This window comes from Methanobacterium lacus (genome assembly GCF_000191585.1).
GTDB lineage: Archaea > Methanobacteriota > Methanobacteria > Methanobacteriales > Methanobacteriaceae > Methanobacterium_B > Methanobacterium_B lacus.
The window spans coordinates 1,696,312-1,722,749 of the sequence record NC_015216.1; the positions used below are offsets into that span (position 1 = coordinate 1,696,312).

General features: G+C 36.5%; 26 protein-coding genes. 5 read left to right on the plus strand and 21 right to left on the minus strand.

Annotated features, from left to right (window positions below):
• The first annotated feature begins 332 nt into the window (after nucleotides 1-332).
• Nucleotides 333-2,813: a hypothetical protein gene (locus METBO_RS08190; protein ID WP_013645226.1), complete on the plus strand. Its 2,481-nt coding sequence runs from the start codon at nucleotides 333-335 to the stop codon at nucleotides 2,811-2,813.
• A gap of 203 nt (nucleotides 2,814-3,016) precedes the next feature.
• On the opposite strand, the gene METBO_RS08195 is transcribed toward METBO_RS08190, so the two are convergent.
• The 4 genes from METBO_RS08195 to METBO_RS08210 all read right to left on the minus strand — a co-directional run bounded on the left by METBO_RS08195 (nucleotide 3,017) and on the right by METBO_RS08210 (nucleotide 6,753).
• Nucleotides 3,017-3,394: a protease inhibitor I42 family protein gene (locus tag METBO_RS08195; RefSeq protein WP_013645227.1), complete on the minus strand. Its 378-nt coding sequence runs from the start codon at nucleotides 3,392-3,394 to the stop codon at nucleotides 3,017-3,019.
• Between the two features lie 159 nt (nucleotides 3,395-3,553).
• A complete protein-coding gene (locus tag METBO_RS08200) occupies nucleotides 3,554-5,641 on the minus strand; it encodes an acetate--CoA ligase family protein (protein ID WP_013645228.1) in 2,088 nt (695 codons plus the stop codon).
• A 487-nt stretch (nucleotides 5,642-6,128) separates the two neighbouring features.
• A complete protein-coding gene (locus tag METBO_RS08205) occupies nucleotides 6,129-6,416 on the minus strand; it encodes a hypothetical protein (protein ID WP_013645229.1) in 288 nt (95 codons plus the stop codon).
• 97 nt (nucleotides 6,417-6,513) lie between these two features.
• Complete coding sequence (locus METBO_RS08210) at nucleotides 6,514-6,753, minus strand: MTH865 family protein (protein WP_013645230.1); 240 nt, start codon at nucleotides 6,751-6,753, stop codon at nucleotides 6,514-6,516.
• Nucleotides 6,754-7,108: 355 nt separating this feature from the next.
• On the opposite strand from METBO_RS08210, the gene METBO_RS08215 reads away from it, so the two are divergent.
• On the plus strand, nucleotides 7,109-8,584 hold the full coding sequence (locus METBO_RS08215; RefSeq protein WP_013645231.1) for a pyridoxal-dependent decarboxylase: 1,476 nt from the start codon (nucleotides 7,109-7,111) through the stop codon (nucleotides 8,582-8,584).
• 106 nt (nucleotides 8,585-8,690) lie between these two features.
• Here METBO_RS08215 and METBO_RS08220 read toward each other — a convergent pair whose 3' ends face one another.
• The 3 genes from METBO_RS08220 to METBO_RS13655 all read right to left on the minus strand — a co-directional run bounded on the left by METBO_RS08220 (nucleotide 8,691) and on the right by METBO_RS13655 (nucleotide 9,881).
• Nucleotides 8,691-9,467 carry a 4Fe-4S ferredoxin gene (locus tag METBO_RS08220; protein WP_013645232.1) on the minus strand — a complete coding sequence of 259 codons (777 nt, stop codon included), beginning with the start codon at nucleotides 9,465-9,467 and terminating at the stop codon, nucleotides 8,691-8,693.
• A gap of 49 nt (nucleotides 9,468-9,516) precedes the next feature.
• Nucleotides 9,517-9,672, minus strand: a complete 156-nt coding sequence (locus METBO_RS13650; RefSeq protein ID WP_158304904.1) for a hypothetical protein — start codon at nucleotides 9,670-9,672, stop codon at nucleotides 9,517-9,519.
• A 68-nt stretch (nucleotides 9,673-9,740) separates the two neighbouring features.
• Nucleotides 9,741-9,881 (minus strand): hypothetical protein, encoded by a 141-nt coding sequence (locus METBO_RS13655; protein ID WP_013645233.1) that lies wholly within the window; start codon nucleotides 9,879-9,881, stop codon nucleotides 9,741-9,743.
• Nucleotides 9,882-10,105: 224 nt separating this feature from the next.
• Between METBO_RS13655 and METBO_RS08225 the strand changes: the two genes are divergently transcribed.
• A complete protein-coding gene (locus tag METBO_RS08225) occupies nucleotides 10,106-10,855 on the plus strand; it encodes a HEAT repeat domain-containing protein (RefSeq protein WP_013645234.1) in 750 nt (249 codons plus the stop codon).
• A gap of 12 nt (nucleotides 10,856-10,867) precedes the next feature.
• Here METBO_RS08225 and METBO_RS08230 read toward each other — a convergent pair whose 3' ends face one another.
• The 10 genes from METBO_RS08230 to METBO_RS13055 form a co-directional block, all read right to left on the minus strand.
• Complete coding sequence (locus METBO_RS08230) at nucleotides 10,868-11,092, minus strand: hypothetical protein (RefSeq protein WP_013645235.1); 225 nt, start codon at nucleotides 11,090-11,092, stop codon at nucleotides 10,868-10,870.
• 353 nt (nucleotides 11,093-11,445) lie between these two features.
• Complete coding sequence (locus METBO_RS13050) at nucleotides 11,446-12,219, minus strand: zinc dependent phospholipase C family protein (RefSeq protein WP_013645236.1); 774 nt, start codon at nucleotides 12,217-12,219, stop codon at nucleotides 11,446-11,448.
• 445 nt (nucleotides 12,220-12,664) lie between these two features.
• Nucleotides 12,665-13,417 (minus strand): ABC transporter ATP-binding protein, encoded by a 753-nt coding sequence (locus METBO_RS08240; RefSeq protein ID WP_013645237.1) that lies wholly within the window; start codon nucleotides 13,415-13,417, stop codon nucleotides 12,665-12,667.
• Nucleotides 13,418-13,423: 6 nt separating this feature from the next.
• Nucleotides 13,424-14,161, minus strand: a complete 738-nt coding sequence (locus METBO_RS08245; RefSeq protein ID WP_013645238.1) for an ABC transporter permease — start codon at nucleotides 14,159-14,161, stop codon at nucleotides 13,424-13,426.
• A gap of 2 nt (nucleotides 14,162-14,163) precedes the next feature.
• The gene (locus METBO_RS08250; RefSeq protein ID WP_013645239.1) at nucleotides 14,164-15,120 is read right to left on the minus strand and encodes an ABC transporter substrate-binding protein; all 957 of its coding nucleotides are present in this window, start codon (nucleotides 15,118-15,120) and stop codon (nucleotides 14,164-14,166) included.
• Between the two features lie 284 nt (nucleotides 15,121-15,404).
• Nucleotides 15,405-16,202 carry a metallophosphoesterase family protein gene (locus METBO_RS08255; RefSeq protein ID WP_013645240.1) on the minus strand — a complete coding sequence of 266 codons (798 nt, stop codon included), beginning with the start codon at nucleotides 16,200-16,202 and terminating at the stop codon, nucleotides 15,405-15,407.
• A complete protein-coding gene (locus METBO_RS08260; protein ID WP_048186419.1) occupies nucleotides 16,199-16,396 on the minus strand; it encodes a hypothetical protein in 198 nt (65 codons plus the stop codon). Before METBO_RS08260 ends, METBO_RS08255 begins: the two co-directional genes overlap by 4 nt.
• Nucleotides 16,397-16,606: 210 nt before the next feature.
• Complete coding sequence (locus METBO_RS08265; protein WP_013645241.1) at nucleotides 16,607-18,220, minus strand: glycosyltransferase family 2 protein; 1,614 nt, start codon at nucleotides 18,218-18,220, stop codon at nucleotides 16,607-16,609.
• 169 nt (nucleotides 18,221-18,389) lie between these two features.
• Nucleotides 18,390-19,019 (minus strand): GyrI-like domain-containing protein, encoded by a 630-nt coding sequence (locus tag METBO_RS08270; RefSeq protein WP_013645242.1) that lies wholly within the window; start codon nucleotides 19,017-19,019, stop codon nucleotides 18,390-18,392.
• 103 nt (nucleotides 19,020-19,122) lie between these two features.
• Nucleotides 19,123-20,766: a sensor histidine kinase gene (locus METBO_RS13055; RefSeq protein WP_013645243.1), complete on the minus strand. Its 1,644-nt coding sequence runs from the start codon at nucleotides 20,764-20,766 to the stop codon at nucleotides 19,123-19,125.
• A 392-nt stretch (nucleotides 20,767-21,158) separates the two neighbouring features.
• Between METBO_RS13055 and METBO_RS08280 the strand changes: the two genes are divergently transcribed.
• Together METBO_RS08280 and METBO_RS08285 are read left to right on the plus strand one after the other, a co-directional pair.
• Nucleotides 21,159-22,652 carry an MBL fold metallo-hydrolase gene (locus METBO_RS08280; protein WP_013645244.1) on the plus strand — a complete coding sequence of 498 codons (1,494 nt, stop codon included), beginning with the start codon at nucleotides 21,159-21,161 and terminating at the stop codon, nucleotides 22,650-22,652.
• A gap of 212 nt (nucleotides 22,653-22,864) precedes the next feature.
• The gene (locus METBO_RS08285; RefSeq protein WP_048186420.1) at nucleotides 22,865-23,080 is read left to right on the plus strand and encodes a hypothetical protein; all 216 of its coding nucleotides are present in this window, start codon (nucleotides 22,865-22,867) and stop codon (nucleotides 23,078-23,080) included.
• 57 nt (nucleotides 23,081-23,137) lie between these two features.
• On the opposite strand, the gene METBO_RS08290 is transcribed toward METBO_RS08285, so the two are convergent.
• The 4 genes from METBO_RS08290 to METBO_RS08300 form a co-directional block, all read right to left on the minus strand.
• The gene (locus tag METBO_RS08290; protein ID WP_013645246.1) at nucleotides 23,138-23,632 is read right to left on the minus strand and encodes a MarR family winged helix-turn-helix transcriptional regulator; all 495 of its coding nucleotides are present in this window, start codon (nucleotides 23,630-23,632) and stop codon (nucleotides 23,138-23,140) included.
• A 149-nt stretch (nucleotides 23,633-23,781) separates the two neighbouring features.
• The gene (locus tag METBO_RS08295) at nucleotides 23,782-25,479 is read right to left on the minus strand and encodes an MFS transporter (protein ID WP_013645247.1); all 1,698 of its coding nucleotides are present in this window, start codon (nucleotides 25,477-25,479) and stop codon (nucleotides 23,782-23,784) included.
• Between the two features lie 251 nt (nucleotides 25,480-25,730).
• Complete coding sequence (locus METBO_RS13660) at nucleotides 25,731-25,901, minus strand: hypothetical protein (RefSeq protein WP_013645248.1); 171 nt, start codon at nucleotides 25,899-25,901, stop codon at nucleotides 25,731-25,733.
• Between the two features lie 13 nt (nucleotides 25,902-25,914).
• A complete protein-coding gene (locus tag METBO_RS08300; RefSeq protein ID WP_013645249.1) occupies nucleotides 25,915-26,421 on the minus strand; it encodes a PadR family transcriptional regulator in 507 nt (168 codons plus the stop codon).
• Nucleotides 26,422-26,438 lie beyond the last annotated feature (17 nt).

Genomic DNA, 26,438 nt, shown 5'->3' on the forward strand with positions numbered 1-26,438 from the left:
TAAATTCTGAAAAAGGAATTTATTAATCCACCTATTTTTTTAGTATTAAAATTTGATAATAAATCCAGTAACTAAAAACACAGCTTTTTTTGAATAAAAAGTCAACACTGCTTATTTTAGATTTGTTCCCCTAAATAATCTTAAAATATACAAGATACTTTAAAATATTTGAAGTCTTTTTTTATCAAAAACCTGCCAGATTTTTTGTCGTTTTAAACAAAAATTCCGTTTTTATAATAATTATTTGATAAGTGTTATATGTGGATAAAGAATATCAAATATTATGAATATTTTATTAATTTAATAAAATTTTTTAGGAGGATACCGCCATCATGAATATCAACAGTAATTGTAAAGTACCGACTAATTTGGTTCTGTTGCTCATTGGAATTACACTTATTTTTTCATTTGGAGTTAGTTCTGTATCCGCAGCTAACCCTTCATCCATTTATGTAAGCACTCATGGTAACAACAGTTGGGATGGTCAAAGTGCCACTTATAACAGCACTACAAAAAGCGGACCCAAATCCACCATATTAAATGCCACTGGAACAGTGAAATCTGGAGGAACAGTGTACATTGGAAATGGAATTTACAAGGAGCACGGCATCACAATTAAATCCAATATGAAAATTCTGGGTAAATCGTACCAAAAAACCCAGATCAATGCTGAAGGTCTTGGAAATATTTTTATCATACCTCAAGGTGTGGATCTGAGCATAATTAACATAACATTTATAAATGGAAAAGCCTTTAGTGGAGGGGCCATTGAAAATAATGGAACTCTGAAACTGAGTGACTGTAAATTTGAAAATAACGGTGCAATATCAGTTGGGGGAGCCATAAAAAATAATGGTAACTTAAAGGTTGAAAAAACCCTATTCACCAACAACACCGCCATGGGCGGAGGCGCAATAGATAACTATGGAACATTAACCATAAATAACAGTGTATTTAACTACAACACCGCACCAAACGGAGTTGGTGGTGCATTGACTAACTACAATGAATTAACACTGACCAACAACAGTTTTAACCACAACACAGCATGGTTCTTTGGTGGGGCAATATACAACTCAAAAATTTTGAAAATAAACAGAAACAGCTTCACAGAAAATGAAGCAACCAACAATGGTGGAGCAATATATAACCATTTAACAGGAGTAATAAACATTAACAACTCCCAATTCAACCATAACCAAGCAACTGACAGTGGAGGGGCAGTTTTTAACACTGGAAATTCAACTATTTCAAACACCAGCTTCACCAACAACTTTGCTCTGGATGATGGAGGAAGCTTATACAACCAGAACAGGTTGACTGTTACAAACAGCTTATTCAAAAACAACTCGGTAAACAAAAGCGGCGGAGCAATATTCAACAGTGACAAGGGGACCTTAAACGTTTCTGGAAGTAAATTCACCAGCAACAATGCAAACGATACAGGGGGTGCCATCGAAAATGAGGGATATCATGGTGCATTAACAGTCACAAACAGTGATTTCACATCCAACTCAGGATCAAATGGTGGTGCTGTTTACAACGATGGAACAGCTACTTTGATAAACTCAAAATTCACAAAAAATCATTCCAACAGGGGAGGAGCTCTCAGGAATAATATGTACGGAACAGAACTTGTTCTGAACTGTATTTTTAATTCTAACTATGGAGATATGGGTGGAGCCATTTATACAAATGGTAACTTAACAGTATCTGGAAGTGAATTTAAAAACAACACATCCCCAAATGGAGGGGCCATCATCAACTATGTAGGACTCTTAACAGTAACTGGAAGCAGTTTCGTAAACAACACAGCAAACAATGGAGGCAGTATCTACAATTTCCAGGGAACTTTAAATTTAAACGGAAACAACCTCAGCTCTAACAGGGCACTTGTCAATGGAGGAGTTATTTACAATGAATATGGGAATGTAAATGCTCATTTCAACAGGATCGTGGCTAACAACGCAGCTAAAGGTAAAGCCATCTACAACAACGGTGGAAATGTTGGTGCAATTTTAAATTGGTGGGGATACAATAGCCTGGCAAATATTAAAGCACAGGTTTACAACAAGGGAAATGGAAGCATCAATTACAATCCATGGATAGTTCTATCAATTAATGCCAGTCCATCAATGGTAAAACCTGGAAAATCTTCAACAATAACTGCTGATTTACTCCATGATAATTACGGTGTTTATTATGGCTCAGGTGTAACTGTACCATACAACTATTCCGCAAATTTCATGACAACCCGGGGAAATCTTAAGAATTATAATTTCGCAAATGGAAAAACAAAAACCACACTAACCAATTTAAACAATGGTGAAATAGCCTATGTTTCTGCTAAAGTTGATAATCAAAGGGTATCAACCAGCGTGGCTGTTAACAGTTTAACTGTTAAACAATTAACAACTGCAGCAACAAGCATAAAACAGTACTACGAATTACATCATGATTTACCAGTGAACATATTGGTATCTGACCATTACATCAGCATGCCACAACTACTCTGGCTACTTACCACAGCTACACAGAATATCAAAAATGGAAATCTGAATCCAATAGTTATACCATCAACTGATTATGGCTACAAATCAGTAGCAAACTACACACCAGGCCAGATCAACAGACCCGAATACTTAGGAGTAGCAGCATCAATTCAGAAATACTTCAAAAACCATGGTACACCACCGAAGAACATTAAAACCAGTTTAGGAACAGTTTCCTTTAAAAAATTAGTATATACCTACGCTAAGATTATAAACTTCTATAAAGATCAGTCTAGGTTACCCAACTATGTGAAGCTGTAAAATATACATTCCATTCTCATTTCATTCTTCTTTATTTTTTTAGATGGGCAAATTCAAACATATCATGACTAAAAAGACCAGGTTTGGGAAATCTGTGTAAAATCAGTTTATATTCTTTTTTTAGGATTTAATCCATGGAATATAAATTAAATAAGAAAATGTGGAGATTTTAAGTTTACTTGAAATATTTTTATGGGATTAATTTAATAATCAAAGAAAAATCCCGGTATTTTGTAAGTTTTTATTGCAACCACCTGTTTATTAGGATTTTCAAGTTTCATTACAACTTTTGCACCTGTTACACCCACAAATACAAATTGTTCTAATTTGTCTTCACCAATTAATCCTGATCCATCGATGTAACTATCGTTTATCCATTTAACTTCGGAAGAGTTGAATTCTGGTACCCACATATATCCTGTTGAGGGATTGCAAACTAAATTTATCGTCAACTTATAGCAAGGAAATGCGCCTCCTTGATCTATATTTTTAGTATCGGGATTTGCTGCGGAAGATCCTGAGATCATTGCAAGACACATGAAAGCAATTAACAAACCAAAAAAATTCTTTGTATGATTCATTTATTCTACCTCCATTTTAACATTAAAAGTTATATTATTTAAGTTTATAGAATGGAATACTAAATTTGTAAAATGTAATATATAGAAGTTAATGAAAATATTTCAGTTCTAACAGTTTACATTAAAAAAAATATAAAAAAAGAAAAATTGGTGGTGGACCTATTCATCCTTCAATATTAACCTCATGTCCACTGCCAGTGCACCTTCTCCCTCATCGAATACCATGAGCGGGTTTATCTCAAACTCGTTGATCTCTGGGAAATCTGTGACGAGCTGTGATATTCTGAGAATGGTGTCTGTTATTGATGCCATGTCTGCTGCATTTTCTCCACGTGCACCTTCCAGAAGTTTATAGGATTTAACTCCCTTTATCATATTACTGGCTTCCATTTCATTTACTGGTGCAATGGCAAATTTAACATCCTTTAGTATCTCCACATATGTACCACCCAATCCAAACATGAGGGTTGGTCCAAATGTTGGGTCCTGGATCATTCCAATGATCACTTCCTTGCCCCCGGAGAGCATCTTTTGAAGTTGAACACCTTCAAGTACAGCTTCAGGTTCAAGTTTAGGTATGTTTTCCATCATGTCTTCGTAGGCTTCCCTCACATCAGCTGCACTGTAGAGGTTGAGTTTGATTCCGCCAACATCTGACTTGTGTGATATCTGTGGAGACATTATTTTCATGACCAGAGGATATCCAATTTCCTCTGCAGCCTCAACAGTTTCTTCCACTGTTTTGGTTATTGCTGTTCCAACTGTTGGTATACCATAGGCCTTTAAAAGGTCGAATGATTCTAAACCTAGGGTTGTGACACCCCTATTTCTTGCATCCGCAATTATGGCCTCGACCTTAGCTCTATCCACATCGTACTTAGGTGGTTCAGGATATTCCTGATTCTTTATGACTGTGTAGTCGTAGAGTGCCTTCATACTTGTTACAGCTGTCTTTGGATACAGGTAGTTTGGGACCATCTTATCTGTTAAAACTTTTTCTGCTTCTTCACATCGGGTTCCTCCGAAGAAACTGAAAAGAACTGGTTTAGCACATTTGGTTGCGTGTTTTATTGCAACCTTGGCTGTTCCCTCTGGATCAGTTACTGATTGTGGTGTTACAAGGTAGATCACACCGTCAACATTTGGGTCTTGAAGCACTATGTCCAGTGCAAATCCAAACCTTTCTGGGCTGGCATCTCCAAGTACATCCACTGGATTTTTAACGTTTGCTGTGTCTGGTAATCCTTCCCTTAATTTTTGTTTGGTTTCATCAGTTAAATTTGCAAGTTCTAGACCTGCCTTGATGGTAGCATCTGTTGTCATGATACCGGGACCACCAGCATTTGTGATTATGGCTACTTTATTACCCTTAGGAAGTGGGAAAAGTGCTAGAGTTCTGGAGAAGTCCATCATCTCTTCAAGGGAACTTGCACGAAGAATTCCACATTGGGAAAATGCTGCATCGTATGCAGAGTCCGAACCTGCTATTGTTCCAGTGTGGGAAGACACTGCCTCTGATCCCTTGGCAGTTGTTCCGGACTTTATAACAACCACAGGTTTTTTCTTCGAAGCTTTTCTGCTTGCTTGGATAAATCCCGGACCATCCACGATTCCCTCGAGGTAGGCTGTTATTACACCTGTGTTTTCGTCTTCCATGAAATTTTCCATGCACTCCTTCTCATTGACCCCTGCCTTGTTACCAAGACTTATGAGTCTGGAAAATCCTATGTTCTTCTTATCTGCGTAGTCAAGAATTGCAGCAAATATTGCTCCTGACTGGGTCATGAAACCAATTTTTCCCTTGTGTGCAATGTCTGAAGAGAACGATGCATTCATATCGTTGTAGGTATTCATTATACCCAAACAATTAGGACCAACCAGGTTTATGTTGAATTCATTGCATATTTCCACCAGTTCCTTCTCGAGCCTTGCTCCCTCTTCACTTGCCTCTTTAAATCCTGCAGATATCACAACCACATTTTTGATTCCTGTTTCTCCACAATCCCTCACTGCCCTGAGAACTAATGGAGCAGGTATGACTATAACAGCAAGATCTACGTATCCATAATCCTTGATGGAGGTATGTGCTGGAATCCCCATTACTTCTCCACCCTTTGGATTTATTGGTACGATATCTCCATGGTAATAATTTAACAGAGAGATCATCAAATCATTTCCTATTTTACCCTTGGTTTCAGATGCACCTATAACTGCAACCGATTTCGCATTGAACATGACATTAAGCATTGTACATCACCTATCATATGATTTTTATATACCCATAAGATTTTATTAATTCTAAACCTTCAAATGAATAAACAATTCAAAAAAATAACCAATCCTGAAGTTATTTAAATCATTTAAATTAATAAAAAAGTAGTATAACTCTATTTATTAAACTTTCGTTTCTTTTCCAAAAATAAATAGAATATTATTGTAAATATTACATTTAAGTAATAATTATTGGCTAAAAATAATATTACATCTAAATTGAAATTATTTGCCCCAAATACTGGTTTATATCATTAACTGTTTAACAAATCAACATAAATAAACAACTAATTAAATGTATGGTTGTAACATGGTGAGTTTGTTCAACCCATCATACAAAATTCAACTAAAAAGGAATAATAAAAATTGGGTTTATGAATCTGTGATCAAAAAGTTAAAGCTAAAAAATCATGAATAAATTAAGTTACTCGATGTTTTAACCAGATATGAAGAAAAAAAATAGTTAAGTTTGGTTTTTATTTAAATCTTTCCTTATGAAGAGGAGTATGACTCCAATAGCAACTGTGAATGAAGAAAGGTTGCCTATTAAACCTGCAATCATTGGTTTCCTCAGATAAAATGCTGATAAAGTAAACATTAAAACACCTACTAGCAGCATGCTCACTGCCAGCCCCCCAATTCCAACTAAACCTATAATCATGTGTAAATTATTGTTAAGATCAATCAAACTATCACCGGAAATATGTTTCCTTATGCTTGCATATAAAACTTGCCATGACCCCATATCCATTCCATGACCCTGAAAATAGAATAAAATAATTTCAAGAATAGAATAAAATCATCTAAAATAAGACTTCAAACTATTTAAAACAAGAAAAAAGGGAGGTTTACAAACCTGCCCTTTCAACAATTACATCAGCTACTTCTTTTGCACTTTTAAATGGGAAATCTTCACCAGTTAATACTTTACCTGCATCACCAGCTTTAAGCTCAACCTCACCAGATCTGCAGGTTGTTTCTGCACCATCTGGAAATGATCCTAAAAGTTCTTCAGGTGTTTCAAGGGGAAATTTAGCCCCAGCTAGTGCTCCCATAATTTGTGCATGAATCTCTTCTTTAACTCCCATAGTTTCACCTCAAAATATTTTGACTGACAATCAATATTATGGTAAAATATAAGTATATACTAAACCGTCATTAAAATGTACTACATACAGTTTTGTAACGCTACCTAATAAAACCCAAACAAAATAAAACCACATCAGAACATTTTAAATCCAAAATAAAAAATATATCTATGATAAAAACTAAAACAAAATGAAATCAGCCCACCCAATCACAAAATCTACAGGATTCAGTTTTCCTTAATTTAATTTAAATGTTTCATTCACATTTCCAAGGTTATAAATTCCATAGGCATTATAAAAATTATGAAATGAAACTCATCTACTTATAAAAAAAAAATTAAGGGGGAATAATTTAATGTTATCGGATAAAAAGAATCTGGAACATATGAGCAAATCTGAAAGGGAACACACAACAACTTACGGTAGTCGTTACTTCAGAAAAACTGTACCCAAGTATGAAATGTCTGAAGAAGGAATGCCTGCCAGAGCAGCATATCAAATAATACATGATGAACTGAATCTGGATGGTAACCCTGCACTCAACCTTGCAAGTTTCGTAACAACTTGGATGGAACCTGAAGCAGACATGTTGATCATGGAAAGCATCGGAAAAAACTACGTTGACAACGATGAATACCCACAAACAGAAGTGATTCAAAACAGAGTAGTCAACATGCTTTCAAGACTATTCAACGCACCAAAAGATGCTAAATCAATTGGAAGCGGCACAATAGGTTCCTCAGAATCTATAATGCTCGGTTTACTTGCACACAAATGGTCATGGAAAAAGCGAAGAGAAGCAGAAGGAAAATCCACAGACAAACCCAACATCGTGATAGGTGCAGATGTCCACACAGTATGGGAAAAGTTTGCACTCTACTTCGATGTGGAACTCAAACTCATACCACTCAAGAAGAACATTTGCAAAGAAACAGAAACAGAAATAACCCAAATAATGTCTTCATTTAGCTGTATAAGCGGACTAAAAGAAGATGTGTACACTGTTACAGCGGAAGATATTAAAAAACATGTGGATGAAAACACCATAGCAGTGGGTGCAGTGGTCGGAACCACATTCACAGGACAAATGGATCCAGTGGAAGAAATAAATGATGCCCTGGTTGAAATTAAAAAAACCAAGGGATGGGACATACCAATACATGTTGATGGAGCAAGTGGGGGATTTGTTCTGCCATTTTTAAATCCCGACCTTAAATGGGACTTCAGACTCGAACAGGTCAGATCAATCAATGTTTCTGGACACAAGTACGGACTGGTGTATCCTGGTGTGGGATGGCTAATATTCAAAGATGTATCAGACCTTCCAGAAGAACTCATATTTAAAATAAATTACCTCGGAGGAATAATGCCCAACTACTCCCTTAACTTCTCAAAGGGCAGCAGCACAATAATAGCACAGTACTACAACCTCATAAGATTGGGAATGAAAGGTTACAGAGACATCATGGAAAATATGAGCGAAAATGCCCATTATTTAGCATCCAAACTGAATGGATCAGGAAAATTCGATGTGATAAACAAAAGCATACAGTTTCCAATCGTAACTGTCCAGCTTAAAAACTGTGACTTCACTGTATTCCATCTATCAGAAAAGTTAAGACAAAAAGGATGGATTGTACCTGCTTACACACTCCCTGAGGACGCAGATGATGTGGCGGTGTTAAGAATTGTTGTGAAGGAAAGTTTCAGCAAGGATATGGTGGAAATGCTCTTTGACGACATCATGGAATCCATTGACACACTAAACCAAACAACCCACGAACGATTACAACATATAGATGAAAAAGAAAACCCCACACTACTCTACTAAACAAGAAATAATAGGTTGAAATCTAAAAAATTGAACACCAAAAATAAATTGTAAGGAATGGAAGAAATAGGAAATTTCCCATTCCAAAATTTAACTATTTTTTTATTCAACCATCATGAGTCGTTGGATTTGTAAATTCACATGGAACTGCTGTTTGACATTTTCCACAACCGTAACGGGGATGGTTTCTTTTTAATATTTTGTTTAAGAAACCGAAACACTGCTCCTTGTCCATGGTTTCCATGGTTATTGCCTTGCATGGACACCGTGAAATACAACTACCACAACCATCACAGTACTCGTTAACTTCTGTGTAATCCCTAGGTTTGGGTTCAAGCTCCCAATCTGTTATAACACTTCCAAAACGGCCTGCTGTTCCCCTGTTGGTTATTAATGATCTGTTAATGCTGAAGGTTCCAAGACCAGCTATGTAGGCAACATGACGCTCGGACCAGTTGCTCTTATGGTTTTCCACAGAAAATCCTTCATTCAGTGCAGGTGCAACAGCTCTGAAACCCTGATCTTCTAAAGATTCCACCATAAAGGATCGAAGTGCATTGTTAAATAGTTCACCATCCCAACGTCCGTAAAGCCATTCTATTGAAGGCATACCCTTAGTTCTGTTTGATTTTCTCACAGCTTCAGTGAAGGGCAGAAAATATGATAGAACGGATTTTGATTCGGACATCCATTCAGTAGGTGCCATATGGTCAGGCCCCACAACTTCGGGTTTTTTCAAGGTGTTCCAGAGGGAATCATCCGAAGCTGCCACTCCAATGAGGGGCTTGTCAAATATCTGCAGCCCATCAAGATCCTCTACCAAGTTCATATCACTGGTTTCAATAAATTTACCAATCTTCAGTTCTAATTCCTCTAAAAACAAATCACTTTCCTCCCCACATAGTTAAAAAAAAACTCGTCTCCAATTTTTATTATTTTTTAACTGAATCGTAGATCAACATGGATCCCACAAGAATTGAAAACAGCCCCCCAGGTATTACAATCATGTAAAAAAAATTGCTTACAATAATTAGAACACCTAAAACGCAAAATATAACTCCCAACCCTACTTTTAGCCTGTTATCCATGTTAATCATCAATTCAACTGTAACAATAATTCAATACATATTATCTGTTCTCAAACTTTAATATTTATTTACATTTTTTCTGTAACAACAGCCAGATCATCCATTAATTTGACTGCTTCTTCTTTGTTTAAAAGTAAAAATGTTCCAGTGCAACTGTTTTCTATTTTCACGTACGTTTTTTCTATGTTCAGTTTAGCTGTTATTGCCATATCTCGGACCACCAATAAAATAAAATTTTTTTAACTAACTGTATCACAACTACTTTTTAGTGTATCAAAAATAAATGTTTCACAAGTGTAAACTTCAAAGACATGCAAACCAAATAATTTCTTATAAATGTTAATACAGTTTAAAAATTATTAAGTATCGATCTACTAATGATTTTCCCAACTAACAAATTTAGAAGATTTTTTTAGTCAAGGTGGAAAAGATAATGGACCTCAAGAAAATTTTAGGGCTACAAAAACCCGATATTAAAAAAATGGAACGAGAAGGAGATATTAAAGGACTCACAAGGCTTCTTAAATTTGAGCAGGATGAATCTGTTCGAAGGGAAGCTGCATTTGCCATTGGAAAAATTACAGGACCCAATTCAGGGATGGAATCAACTGATGAAAACCCTAAACCAACAAAACAGTCTGTTGAGGAACTCGTAAAATCTCTCAAATCCGATGATCATGAACTTCAAAAACAGGCCACAGTTCAACTTGTTGAAATTGGAAGTCCCTCTGTCAAACCCCTTTTAAAATCTCTTGAAGATAAGAATTGGAAAATAAGATGGTATGCATCCGAGATACTGGGAAAAATAGGGGATGAACGAGCAGTTCCCGGATTGATTGAAACATTGGGGGATGAGAACAGTGGTGTTAGAAATAAATCCATGGTAGCACTGGTGGAAATTGGTGAACCCTCGGTAGATCTTCTTACAAGTGCCCTGTCCAATGATAAATGGCAAATTCGCAGTCAAGCTGCTGAGGCTCTTGGGGTCATTGGTTTAAAAAAATCTGTAGAACCACTTATTCAAACATTGAAAGATGGAAATTCATGGGTTAGAAAAGCAGCTGCAGAATCTTTGGGAAGTATAGGAGATAAAAAAGCTGTCAGTCCACTGAAGAATCTTTTAAAAGATGATAGTTTAGAAGTCCAAGAAGCAGTTTCAAATGCCCTTGAAAAGTTGGGATAAATAAAATTTTGTTTACTGCCTTTTATTAAGGGATCTTCTAGGTTCAGTCTTCTTTTCTGGTTTTCCTGTCTCTGGAATCTTATGAAGTTCATGGATGATGAGTTCCTTTGTTTCGTCTATTTTTTTTCCAATATTTTCCAGGAATTGATCAAGTTCCTCAGGGTCCTTACCCACATCATCATGGATCTCCCTGTTAATGGCCCTATTTTTTGATTGTTTCCTAAGCTTCATGGTCATGGTTAATTCTCCATCAATTTTATGTTTGTATCTAAAGCTTCCAAAAAGAAATATATCCACAAATTTTTACATTCAAAACAACATAGTAAGGAATATTATTTACAGACAAACCCACCACGTTCCATACATCCCCAATCATTATATTATTATTTGTTTTTAGTCAATATATAATTTTAGTATGATATCAACACCAATCAACAACTTAAATAGATATTTTCAAAATTTTAATTGGAAACTGATGTAAATCCCTAAAGAATTGTTGAGAAAACTATAAAATTTTATAAAACAAAACCGAAAAAAACATTGCATCTACCATTTGTACCTAAAAAAAAAGGAAATTTGAATTTTTTGGTTTAAGGGTTGCAAACTTTACATGGTAAGTATCCTGCATTTATTGCGGCTTGTCTTGTACTGAAGTACACCTTGTGATCTGGACTGATTTGATCCACGTATCTGCAGTTCTTTAGATGGAATTTCTTGGTTTTTGAATTGCCAACGTACTTACCTGTGTTGGTTAAAATTGGTTTGGTTGTGCTGCTTGATTTTATGCTGTTACATATTGCCATGTAGGTTACTGATGCTGCCCTGTTTAGATCCTTTTGGGTGTAGTAGGTGCTACGTGTTTTCTGCCAGTTGGACCAGTCAGATTTTTCAGTTGTGTACCCATTGTACATGAGTACCTTCAAGTTGCCAGTGACTGCAGTGATATGGGGTTTGAGTTTGCTTGCCTGATTTTCATATGCCTGGTGCTGTGATGATAATTCTCCACTCACACAGTGGGGTGCTGAAAATGTGTCGGATATGTAGTGACTTGCAATACCAAAGGATTTGCTTGCCTCATAATATTTTTTCTGCTTGTAGTAACTCGAACCCTGGTTTAAGTAGTACAGTGCCTTGTTGTAGCTGTTTGGATAGCTATGATCACGATAATCATGAAATTTTTCATCAGGATCGTTTGAACCATCTCGCATTGCACTTAAACTGAGTTTAGAATGGATCGAAGTGGGTAATGAGTAATATGTAGAATCAACAATGTTGCTATGGGTACTCCATGTCCATGCATCAGATACAGGTGCAAAAATGAGACACACTGCTAAAAATATCATTGGTAGTTTATAATAATTCATTGAAATAATTCCCTCCCCTAATTATATATCAATAATAGGGTTTGAAGAATATTTAATTGTTTTTAAAAATTTTCAGCAGAGTGACCATTAAAGCACTGCATAAAACCAGAATGAACCTAATACTACACTAAATTTTAAAATAGGCATTATAAAATTCATGTTTTATTTAAGGACTTCAATGTATATTTAGTGGATTGATTTTCCGGTTTTATTCAAATATTTTCTAGTTAAAATTAATTTAACATTATTGTTCATTAAAAAATAAACATATATAGGATATTTATAAGAACAAAAGACGAGGATGTTCCCATTTAGTCTTACATCCCAATACTAAAGAATTAATTTAGGAACATCCTCACACCTAAACTGTTTTGTAATTCTTAATACTGTTTAAATATCCCCAATCCTTCCATTTGTATTATGGGGACTTGCGGTGTGTAAAAAATTAGAATTTTTGGTTGGTTTCAAGTAGCCCAGTTATTTTGCGTTTAATAGCAAGGTACTCTTCGGATGTTCTGTCACGTATCCTTTCTTGTTCTATGTTAAATGTTTCAATTATTCTTCCAGGGCGTTCGCTAAACACCAGTATGCGGTCTGCCAAGAAAACTGCTTCATCAACGTTGTGGGTCACAAAGATTATGGTTTTAGTTTCCTGTTCCCAAATTTGGATGATTTCCTTCTGTAGTTTGTGTCTTGAGAGCACATCTAAAGCAGCGAATGGTTCGTCCATCAAGAGTGAGTTAGGTTCGTTTACAAGGGCACGTGCAATTGCAACCCTCTGTTTCATACCCCCTGACAGTTGGTTGGGGTAGCTCTCGAGGAACGCTGATAATCCAACCATTTCAATGTAATTTTTAGCCTTTTCGTACCTCTCTTCTTCATCTATCCCATTGACCTCTAGTCCGAATGCCACGTTATCAAGCACTGTTCTCCAAGGGAATAATGAGTACTGTTGAAATACAAAGCCCCGTTCTGGACTTGGATTTAATACAGGTACATCATTTTCTGTTATGGTCCCTGTAGTTGGGAAATCAAGTCCAGCTATCATTCTAAGCAGGGTTGTTTTACCGCAACCAGATGGCCCCAGAAGAACTAGAAATTCTCCATCTTCTATGGTGAGATCTATGTCCTTGAGAATTTCCATTTCCATTGTCTTGTTTTGAAAGTTTTTATTGACCTTTTTAATTTTAAAAACCATGGACACTCACCAGTTTAGTTTTCTTTCCATTCGAGTGAATATGTATTCAAATGTCAATCCTATAACTCCGATTGCCAGCATACCCACTATTGCACTTGCACTGTCAAGCATACTAGTTGCAGTCAGTATCAGGTATCCCAATCCATTGTTTGATCCTATCATCTCTGCTGCCACGGTACACATGAGGGCTATTCCCATACCTACCTTGAGTCCTGTGATTATGTTGGGCAGTGCAGCTGGAAAAACCACTTTCTTAATGGTTTGAAGTTTATCGGCACCCAATGTATATGCAGATTCTATGTACACCTTATCTATTCTTTTAACACCATCTGCAGTACTTATGAGTATTGGAAATACGCTGCCTACAAATATTATGAAAATTGCAGATCCAAGACCTAACCCGAACCAGAGTATTGCAAAGGGTATCCATGCGATGGGTGGTATGGGCCTGAGTATTCCTATTATGAAGCTCAGATAATTTTCAACAGTTTCTGACCATCCGATTAATATTCCCAGTGGAACAGCCACAATGGCCGCCACAATAAATCCTAGTATAACACGACTCAACGTGTCAATAGTGTCTTGTATAAGTGTGCCATTCATTAAAAGGCTTTTAAATGCTTCAAAAACATCATGTGGACTTGGAATAAGGTACGATGGAATTATTCCAGTATAAGTGGTAAGAACTGCCCATATAACTATTATTATAGCGGGTATTACCAGTGAGATTATTGTTTTTCGCAAATTCAATCACCTAAAAAGCTTGAATCAAATATTTGGCTGGATGTAAGGTTTTTCTTCAGATATCCCATTTCGATCTCGATGTTCATAAAGTCCAGTACCTTGGTTTGGAAGTCGTTGTTGAGTTGTGATACGAAGATCACATGTTTAAGGGCTGTTTTTTCAAGTTCAGGGTTGGTTGTTAATTCATCTGAAACCAGGCTTGCTGTTTGGTTTGTGTTGTTGTTTGCAAATTCTGTACAGTTTTTATGTATGTCCAGGAAGGTTTGAAGTTCCTGCGGGTGTTGATCAATAAAATCCTGCCTTGCAACAATAACACAACATGGATGGTTGGGCATTATCTCATCAGAGTACATCAGCACCCTTCCAACATTTGTAAAAGGTGCAATTGAAACGTAGGGTTCGTATGCAATGTATCCATCCACCTTGTCCGATGCAAGGGTGCTTGGGAGCATGAATATATTGACAGATGAAATATCAACTTGATTTTTTGTGATGTTGTACTTGGCCAGTTGGTAAAGGAGTAAAACCTGTTGTATGGAGCTCACACCAGGTGTTGCTATTTTTTTACCCACCAGATCTGTTGTGTTGTTGATGTCTGAATTGGTATTTACAACTATTCCACTGCCATCCTCATTCACTGCCCCGACTATCTTGATTGGTACACCCTCAGCTATTCCCTGTAGTGCCGGTGCTATACCAATATAACCCACATCAATATCTCCACTTGCAAGGGCTGACACTATGCTGGATCCTGTTGATATCGATGTTGGTTCAACATTCAAACCATTGGCACTGTACTTGTTCTGTGCAAGGGCAATGAACAATGCAGCATCATGATCACAGGGTATGTATGCTACTTTGATCTTGTTGGTGTCTGAACTTGAGTAGGTGGTGGTCAGAGCCAATCCAACCACTATTAAAACGCCCAAAACAATGAGCACGGTTCTTTTTTGATTCATTGGAAAACCACATTTAGTAGGAGTAGTGTATACATTTTTTGGGATTCCCCTTCTCCTAAGATTATTACTAACTAATTTATGCAGTACTCATTATTAATAATTAACATTAACTTAACATTTCTACTATAAAAACCAATCATTTCCTAAACAGAAAGTGAATAAAATGATTAAATTGGATCAAGCTAATAAATTTAAAATAAGTATGTTACAATTAGTATAATGGAGTTTAGAATCTGTTCTCCATTGTTCGTGATTTGTCAAGTTCAAATGTTAAGGGAGAATAATTAATAGGAGAATATGGTTGGAATTTTGGACCTGTTGTGGATCTGTTGTTCGTAGGTGTAATGTGCAAGTAATTTTTCTTCACCTGTTTCTGTTTTAATTTTGTACGCTGTTATGGTTTCATCATCAACCAGTACCTTGTTGTATGAGGGTGAGTTATCTCCGTAGAGTCTGTTGGTTGTGGCTGTACCTGAATTTAATATCACCATATCATCTATTTTCCAGGCATTTGAAACGTGTTTATGTCCATTTAGCACTAGGTTAACACCGTGACTAACCAGAAGTTTTAAAACATCTCCAGAATCCAGGAGTATGTTTCTTTCACGGCCGGTTTGTGGTATTGGCAGTAGGTGATGGTGGAATGTCACTGCGGTAAATCTGTCCCTGGGAATCTTGTTTAGTACATCATTTAACCATTCTATCTGGTCAAATCCTATTTTTCCATCGTGGATGTCCGGTTCTGAAGAATCAAGACCAATTAGTACGATATCTTCATTTTTGTCCGTTGCAACAAATCTTCTTTCTCCTATGAGCTTTCTGAAGTGTACCAAACCAACGTTGCATGAATCATGATTTCCTGGTACAACGTAGGTTTCAGCTATGTTGTTGAGTTCGTATAGAAATTCCCTGGCCAAGTTATAATCTTCCAGATATCCCAGGGCAGTTATGTCCCCTGCCACCACTATAAGATCGGGATTTTCGTATTCTATCTGAAATTTAAGGTTGTTTTTAAGCTTTTCATCGAATTTATATTCCCCAAAATGAAGATCAGATATGTGAATCAGCTTTTTATCCATCATTTTTCACCATGACAGGTTTTTATTTCATATTCTTTCTTAGCCTCCAGGATTAGTTTTGTGAGAGGTCCTGGAGGCATTCTATCTGGATGTTCTTGAAAAGATTGAATCATTCGAACGGAACCTTTGTTTAAGGCTGATGATGAAATTAAGCTGGTTCCATTAGGTATGAAAATCATTTTCAGTGTTTTTTCCAAGATATCGTTTTTTTTTCATCTTCCCATTCTCATATAAAGTAGTAGACCTACTACTATAAAAAGTTTCACATTTGGTCATAAATAGTTCTCATAATGCACTATTATTTGTACTTGTACATAAATACATTTTTTCACAGTTCGTGATGCTCACTAGAACATATAAATAAAAAATTCGTAGGAAGATAACTATACCAAAAACTTAAAAAACATTTAACTGTTTAAATCCGGGTTTTTAACAGATTTATCATCTAAATAAAAGTAAATTATGAATATCACGAGCATTAATAGACTGTAACTTGCCCATAAAATTATTGAAGGATATGTTGCTGTGTTCTCTCCATTTCCAAGTTTAATAATTCCCACAACTATGGAGATGGTTAAAATGATCATAAACCCTATTTGGGGTAGAATTTCCTTAAATTCAGTTCTCTCTACATTATTTTTCGCACCTTCCTTTGGAGTTACATTGAACTTTAACTCCTTGTTCATCAGTCCATATATCAGTGCCTTGGTATAAACCGGGAACAAACTGAAAAATAGGGCCTGTGAAAGTAGGAGTTTTCTGAGTGGATAACCCCTTTCTAAATAGCTTGCAAGTGTTTGGGTTATGATCATCACTACAAATATGTAAAATGGTATGTTTAGCGACCCCAACACCAATGGTTTGAGATTGAAAATGAGGACGATAACAGGATACAAAAGCCATACAAATATAGCAACACCTATGAAGTACCATGTACCGTTTAAAACTATGTACTCCCACCATTGTAACGATTTAAGAGTACCTGGTTCCGTTATAAATCTTTTAATAACCCTCTTTGTGTTTTGAAATGTGCCGTAGGACCATCTGAGCTGCTGACCATAGTAAGCAGATAGTGATGGAGGTGCCAAACCTTCTGCATATACTTTATCAATGTAAATAGATTTACAGCCGTTACTGTGCAGTTTGAATGATGTTGATATGTCTTCAGTTATACAAGTTTCATCCATACCTCCAACTTCTTTTAAATGGTTTAAACGTAGGATAACGTTGGTTCCACATATGTATGCAGTTTTGTTTACACACAGTCCTCTGCATATGTGTTTATAAAAGATATGCTGTTGAAATGAGTACGCCAATCCCAGCCTGTCATTTTCACGGGCTTTGAAGTACTGGGGCGTCTGTATAAAAGTTAGATCAGGATCATTTTCCAGTAGTGGTATGAGATCTCCCAGTACCGATCTTTTCAGTCTGTGATCAGAATCTAAAATAAGTAGGTACTCAAATTTCTCATGGAGGCAAGCAACTGAATCATTGATGGAACCCGCCTTGTAACCCCTCAAATTATCCCTGTAGATATAGTTTATATTCAACTTCTTGGACATTTCCTCAGTTTTATCACGAATTTCCAGGTCTGTAGAACTGTCTATTAAGAAGATATCGTAGTTCTGGTAGTCCAAAGATTTAGCATCCATAACTGTTTTTCTAACCATGTCTGGATCTTCGTTTAACGTTGGAATTACAATGGCCACAAATGCGTTTCCACCATTGGTTTCCTTTTTATTTTCGATTAGTTCATCATCGTAGAGAATTACAGATTTTAATATGTGATCCAAGTAGCCCACACAGTGCAGTCCACTGTACAAAAATGATAACAACAACACTGCCGAAACTACCTTCTCAAATAACGACAGATCAGCATTCATGAGGGGTGTGGAATTGAATAGTATGAAAATGAGTATGGCCAGAAATAAAATGAATGAAAAAAAAGTTATTAAGATGGATAAATTGTCCCTGTACTTGAAACTGTAGATATGAAATTTTTCATGGAAAAAAGATTTCATACTTTAATATATTGACTCCAAAGACATACATTTTTTATGATTTATCCCCTAAAACTGTTTAACTATGCAGTTCAGTTTCATGCATTACAATCATATGATAAATTTGACATAGGATAATTCGAGAGGTTTATCCTTTATTTATCTGTGTTCTTTTAAATTGCTGTGAATATTAGTTTACAGGTTGTCTTATCACTGTTTTGAGGTTTTCTGGTTTGGACCTTCTTATATCACTTAAATATATTTCATGGTGTTTAGTTCCGTCAAGACTTCCATCGAAACTGTATCCATTTGCTTCGATATATTCGTGAAGTTTTTCTACTGTGGGTCCCTCTTCAGAGAATGGACCAACATGCAGTATCTGTGCAGATTTTCCCTCTCTAAATTTTTCAAGCCTTAACTGTTTGATGGATGGAAGTTCCTTCTTCTTCGAAATTTCCTCCACAACTGAGTTTACCATTTCAATATCAATAAAATCTGGTTGACGAATCATCACTGTCCATTTCCAGCCGTCCTTATCCTCTACACTGAAATCTTCCATGTTATCGGTCCACCATAAACCTTCAAGAGGCATGACAACATAGTCCCGATCTAATTCCTTTTTACTCATGAATTTGACCTTGTATGAGACTGGAAAAATTGTTTCCATGGCATTCTGATACTCCTGTGAAGTGTTGGGATCCCCCTCACCATCCAACAATAGGAAGTTCATTTCAGGCACGTCAATCAGATTAACCTGACCTTTTTTAGGATAATACAGTTCTCTATTCTCTTTTTTTAGATCTATCTTTGCGATGGTCATCAATCCCCCATAGTAATCCTATATTAAGATAAGTTAAATTTTATTTACTTCTACCCCATCATTGGGTTGAATACTGGGTTCATCCTTTAACACTCCCCTAATACTAGGGCAAGGGCATGGTGAAGTAGAATGTGCTGCCTTCTCCAGGTGTAGATTCTGCCCATATAACTCCTCCGTGTTGTTGGACTATTTTTTGAGCTATAGAAAGGCCAATTCCTGTTCCATTGTATTCATCGTTCCTATGCAACCTCTGGAATATTGTGAATATCTTAGCTAGATGTTTTGAATCAATTCCAATTCCATTGTCTGAAACTGAAAACAGGTAATGATCATCTTCTTTCTTTGCTGTAGCATGTATCTCAGGGATTTTATTAGTGTCACAATATTTAATGGCATTTCCTATGAGGTTCTGAAAGAGCTGCACCATGAGCTTTTCATCTCCCATTACAACCGGCATATTTTCATGGGTTACTATGGCTCCTGATTCATCCACAGCTACCTTCAGATTTAGTAGGGCTTCATCCAGTATTTTTTGGGTGTCTAAATTTTTGAAAACCCTTTCTTCACTTGTGACCCTGGAATATTCTAGTAGATCGTTTATCATCTCGTTCATGCGTTTGGCACCGTCAACTGCAAATCCTATGTATTCATGGGCATCTTCATCGAGATCGTTGTCATATTTACGTTCTAAGAGCTGTAAGAAGCTGGTTATCATTCGAAGTGGTTCCTTTAGATCGTGGGATGTGGCATAGGCAAAGTGTTCAAGTTCGTTGTTTGAAGTTTCAAGTGCTATGGTTCTTTCTTTAACCTTTTCTTCAAGATCTTCCTTGGCTTTTTCAAGTTCCATTTTTGATTGTTTCAAATCTTGATTGACCTTATTTCTCTCTTTTTCAATATTTTTTATAGAATAACTTGTTATTCCCAAAATCACAGTTAAAAACAAGATTATAAAAAATATCAAGAGAGCGTAGCCATAGGAATAATCATAAATTCCATAATTGATTCCCAATTTTATTAAAAATCCCAGTAACCATGGTACAATAATTATCAGGGGCAGAACCCTTCTTGCAAAGTATCCTCCTAGGGTGTCACTGACTAGGAGTTTCATGAATCCATTGTCTGGATCTGCAAGTAGTATGGCTGAGAAAATTAGGATAAATGTAGTGGCTGCGTAGATTGCAATTCCTGTAAACTGGGGAAGATGGTAGAGTATTGAAGCATTGAAGGAGTATCCGAGTAATGCCAAGATGGAAACCACACCACCTAAAAATGCCAGCCCCTGTGAAAGTTCTTGGCAATGACCTACCCGGACATCAATGACCATCACTGCCAGACCAGCCAACACCAAGTTAACTGATGCATTGAAAGCCATTCTATTGGGTGATGAAGTGTTAAATGCCCCTGCAGCTTCTTTAAAGAAGAGTTGATCGATTCCAAGGTTTAATCCAAAGAGATACTCGAATAAAGTTAATACACCCATTAAAAACACTAATAACGCCAAAAATTTTCCGAGTAACCTGTATTTTGGAATGGATCCCCTTGTTAGGATTAGAAATAAGGCTAAACCAATTAAAATAAATGCAACTGCAACATTTGATTTTATAGTGGAAAAGTCCGAACCGGGACTTATAAGTGGTTTGATATTGAACAGCCATCCAACTAGGAATAAAACCCCTAAAAGTACCACGATAACAGATAGATATGTGGCCATCCCTTTAAATTGAGCTGTTTTTGATTTGGTAATCATGTTTTATACAAAATTAATTTAAATTCTTACGGTGGCCTCAAATTTACTACGAACTTGGTTTTAAAATTTATAATTTCAAAACATCCCCTCTAAACCAATGACCACCATCACCAATTATTTATTTTATATACCCTCTGATTATATAAATAATATCAATAACAAGTCCATAGAAAAAAACAAGGAAAGACGTGTTGATGCCATTTGCAGATATTTTCGAATATTACGGATTATAATCTTTGTTTAATGGTTCACACCAATTTTTGTGGAAAAAATATATTCCTAAATTAAAATTTTAAATAAGTATTATATACTTGTACATACTAAATATATACAAATTGAGCTGTGGTTTTATTATATGGTGAAAGGGAATTTCTAGGGAGGCAAAAGAGATAATGGTAGATATTGACTTTTACGGAGGTGTAGATGAAATTGGAGGAAACAAAATACTGGTTAAGGATGGTAAAACTTCTTTTTTCCTGGATTTTGGTATGGGTTTCTCCAAGGCCAATGAATATTTATCAGAATTTTTACAGCCCCGTAAATCCAACGGTATTTTAGACTTTGTGGAACTTGAATTTCTGCCGTACATCAAGGGAATATATCGTGAAGATTATCTCGAGCATGTGGGAATCAAATATGAACCTGAACCTTCTGTAGATGGAGTTTTACTCAGCCATTCCCATGTTGACCATGTGGCATATGTTCATCATCTTCGTGAAGACATACCAATTTTCTTAAGCCAAGAATCCTACCTGATACTCCGGGCCCTAGAGGAAACTGGAGCTTCAGCCTTTTCAGAGTATCTTCACCTGAAAAAAACCTTCCACATGGGACCAACCAAAAAAGGAGACGGTTATAAACGTCTGAAATTAGCTGTTGAAAGGGATATTAGGATTGTGAAACCCTACAAACCATTTTCTATCGGGGATTTCAGCATAAAATCTGCTCCTGTGGATCATTCCCTGCCAGGTGCATCTGGCTACATCGCAGTAAATGATGAGGAAACAGTTGTTTACACCGGAGATCTCAGGTTTCATGGTAGACAGCCAGAACTAACCAACAAGTTTGTTAAGGAATCAAAAAAATCCAGGCCAAACACCTTGATAACAGAGGGCACCAGAATAGGGGATTCAGAAAGTTTATCTGAATTTGAAATCGAAGCTAAAGCTATAAAAGAAATTGAAGACCTTAAAGATTTGGTTGTGGTAAACTTTCCTGTCAGGGATCTTGACAGGCTTGTGACATTTTATAGGGCAGCACAAGAAACAGGTCGTGAACTGGTTGTAAGCCTTAAACAGGCCTACATCCTGAACCTGTTTGAGGGTTTGGGTTATCCTAAAATAGAGGATGTGATGGTTTACAAACCTAAAAAGGGATGGGGACTCTTAAGTGATGACAGGTACAGCTGTGTAAACGATGAATGGATTTGCAGTTCAGATCTTGATCCTAAGCAACTCATGGCTGACTACAAAATCTGGGAAAGGGAATACATCAATTGGGACAACACAGTAACCCACCATGATCTGAGTCAAAATCCAGAGGATTACATATTCAGGTGCGACTTCTTCGAATTTAAAGAGTTGATAGATATTAAACCCGAAAGTGGAACTTACATCAAATCCAGTACAGAACCCTTCGATAAACAAATGGAAATTATGGAAGAAAAGGCAGAAACATGGTTAAACCATTTTAATCTGGATATTATGAGGGGATACCATGCATCTGGACATGCAAGTGGCAGGGAAATATTAGAGATGGTGAGGGAAATAAAACCACAGCGTGTTTATCCAGTGCACACCCAACATGTTGAACTCTTCGATGTTCTAGAAGAAGACGGAATTGAAGTCATACATCCTGAACTTAAAAAAGGAGAGAAAATTTTGTGAACTAAAAAAAAAAGGTTATTAACCCCAAATTATAGGTCCCTTAAAACACTTTTTCAAACATGTATGAATGATTCAAGTTTTCTTGAGAAAAATTTAAGTAATCTTATAAATTATTTATCCTAGAAGTTCCTATTAATATAAATACAAATGAGTTTAGTTGAATTGATTTAGGGTTAAAAAAATATTTATTATTATATTAAATGGTGAAGAGAATGGTAAAAACAAATCCTTCAATAGACAAAGATATGAATCTAGAGGAAGTGACTGAAGAGTTGTTTATTCTGGTTAGAAACTGTTACAACGTGGGTAATAATGATATTAAACTGATTGTGCTTGACAACTGTATGAAGATCATATTAGATTCCCTAGAAAATCCTGATGATTTAAAACAATTAAAAAGTGTGTTTGACAGCATCACCGGAGATTAAATCCATCGAAATATTTAGTGTAATTATTTAAAGTTTTTAGGGTTAGGTTTAGTTGAGTTAGTCCTGACCCAGTGATTCTTGAAGTACCTTCCTTAACATTTCTTTAAATGTGGATTTTTCTGCATTTGAGAGTGAATGTACATTTTCTTCCCATTTTTCATCTGTAAGCTGGATCTTTGAAGCCACCTTTCTTCCTTTATCAGTAACTGTGATTATATTTTTTCGACGGTTGGTATCGTCTGTCTTTCTGAGCACCATTTCAGCATCTTCTAACTTCTTAAGTGCCCTTGCGATTGTGCTCTGGTTCATGTGGAAATTACTGGCAAGTTCCTCTTGGGTTATGCCATCCTGTTTAGACAGTCCAAGTAGAAATTGGTATTGCCCTCCTGTTATTCCATGTTTCTCTATCTCTGTAAACAGATATCTTAGATGAGCACGGCTTATGCTGGATATTAAGGTTCCTATGGACATTTCTGAAATTTCTTCAGCTGATAAATTTCCCTTACTTCTTGTTTTACCAGATTTTTCCTTGGATAATTGTTTCTCTCCCATTTTATATCACTGAATTTTTATATGGTAACTAATTAAACAACTAATTTACTGATCTTACAACTGGGAATTAAAAAAATGGAGGATGTTTCACAGAAAAATAAATGTGGTGGAAGAATCAAATATTCCAGTTTTTAGTATCCACATTTTTCCTATTTCCCTGTTTTCTGTATGTTTTGTGCATCTTCCGTGTTTAAATTTTTAGTTTCAACTGTTTTTGTTTCACCTCGCATTGCAGATAGTATGGCTGCCACTATGGAAAGTAGTGCTCCGAAGAGGAATGAAATTTTGAGTGATGGTAGGAATGCATTGGCAAATGTGGTTGGGAACCATGTGGTACCATTTAATGTGCTGATGGTTGTTGAGGGTATTTGTGCCACTACTTGTGGAGGCAGTGCAGCTAACAAGGTGTCCACTGGATTGTATCCTAAAAATGCTGCAAACAATGCGCCTGTAGGTGGAATGTTTGAGAATATTGGTGCGAGTTGTGAGGCTCCTATTGATGCCAGTGATGTTGCCATGGCATCTGGAAATTTTTGGGTTATTCCCACAATGAGTATGGTGAAAAATATTGCCATACTTGCTGTCATCGCTGTGTTGTTTAGTGTTTGCATCATTCCAGATGCCACACCCCTGTTTTGTGGCTGTACTGAATTCATTATTGATGAGCTGTTGGGGGATCCGAACATTCCAGACCCTACTCCCATGAGGAAAAGTACCGAACCAAATTCGATGTAGCTGAAGTTGTAGGGCATTACAGCCAGGAATATGAATGCCAATGCTGTGATGAGCATTCCAAGTGTTGCAATCCACCTTGGCCCATATTTGTCCGAGAGTGCTCCTGATACTGGGCCCATTATGAATATTCCCAGTGTTAATGGTATCATGTAAATTCCAGCCCAAAAGGGTGTTGATTCGTAGCTGTAACCGTGAAGTGGTAGCCATACCCCTTGTAGGAGTAATATTAACACGAACATTACTGCTCCTCTGTTTATGGATGCTAAAAATCCTGCTGTGTTTGCGTAGGTGAACATTCTGTTTTTAAAGAGGTCCATCCGGAACATTGGGGATTCAACCCTTTTTTCAATGAATGGGAAGAGTACAAGTAGTACTGCACCACTTATCATGGATAGTACGACCCATGGATTGTGCCATCCCATGAGTTCAGTTTTGTAGGGCATTAATCCGTAGGTTACACCCACCAAAAGCAGAGTGATACCTCCCATGAATGCCAAGTTACCCCAGATATCGAGTTTGGTTTTAACGTCCCTTATGGATATTTCCTTAAGTTTGATGGATAACAATGTTGCAATCAATCCGAATGGTACACTCAATAGGAATATGTACCTCCAATCAATGGTTGCAAGGACACCTCCAAGTATTAGTCCAAGGAACTGGCCAGCCATTATTGCCACCATGTTGATGCCTATGGCCTTTCCAAGTTCGTTTCTTGGAAACGCGTCTGCAACGATTGCTGCACTGTTTGCCATGAACAGAGCTGTCCCTACAGCTTGAAATATTCTAAATAGGATTATTTCCATTGCCCCTGCATCTCCTGTGGAAGGTGTGAGGTAGAGTAGTATGGATCCTAGGGTGAATATGATGAGGCCCAGCCTGAACATCTTTATTCTTCCAAACATATCAGATAATCTTCCAAAACTTAATAGAAGTGTTGCTGTGACAAGACTGTAACCCATGAGTATCCATAGAAGGTACTGGAATGAGTTGAGGGGATCTATATGTATCCCATTAAAAATTGCTGGAAGGGATATTAGAACTATGCTTATGTTTATCATACCCATGAGAGAGGATATAAGAACCACAAGTAATGCCATCCATTTGTATTGCATTTACTTTACCTCCATCTTGTTTTGAGTATTATTTGTCCTTATTTGAGGGATTAGTTTCATATTTTTATTCTCCTAAAAATTATCAACAATTGTTGCATAATACAACTATTGTCTTATGCAAGTATGTGTGAACTGTTATAAATACTTGCCTAGTGCAAGAGTTGTAGAAAACTAACAAACATCAAAAAAAATATGAAAAATTCAACTCAATACCAAACCTAAAAAAAATAGAATAGAAATAGTTAAAAAAACTAGTTCGACATTCTGGCAGGTTTATTGGCCCTTGTTTCTTTTATGAACCAAATTACAACAGATATTGCCATTATAAATCCAATTATACTTCCTACTGTACCAAATAGCGAGAAAAATGTTCCTACTGCCACCAAGACTATTCCCACCATGATCATATTCCAATTTACCATTTTTAGTTCCCCCTTATTCCATGAGTTTTTCCAAAAAGTCAACATAATTTTTAAGTTCGATAATTCCATAATCCAACACTTTTTTTGCAATTATTGGCATGAATGAACCGTATTCATCTTTTTTTTCCGTTGCTTCCCTTAACATCTCTAGTTTAGATTCGTACAAAGGTTTGACTGCGGCTATTCTGGATTCTTGAGGTATCAGATCGAAGAACACTGCCTTAACCTTGAAATCAAATTCATCGATGCCAGGTTCTGCAGGTTTTGCCACAAGTTCAATCAAATGTTTCTCACCTTCTGCTGTTATGGTGTACACTTTTTTGTTGACTTTCTCCATTGTAACTAGTTCACCTTTGATATATCCATTTCCTTCGAGTTTTTTGAGTGTGTTGTAAAGTACGTTGTTGTTCAAAGTGTAGTGGGGATTTCCAAAGTAATGCTTTACATTTTTCTTGATTATGTATCCATGACTAGGTTTAAAATAAATCAAACCAAGCACAATTAGTTCTGAATTAACCATTTTTTTCACATCCAATT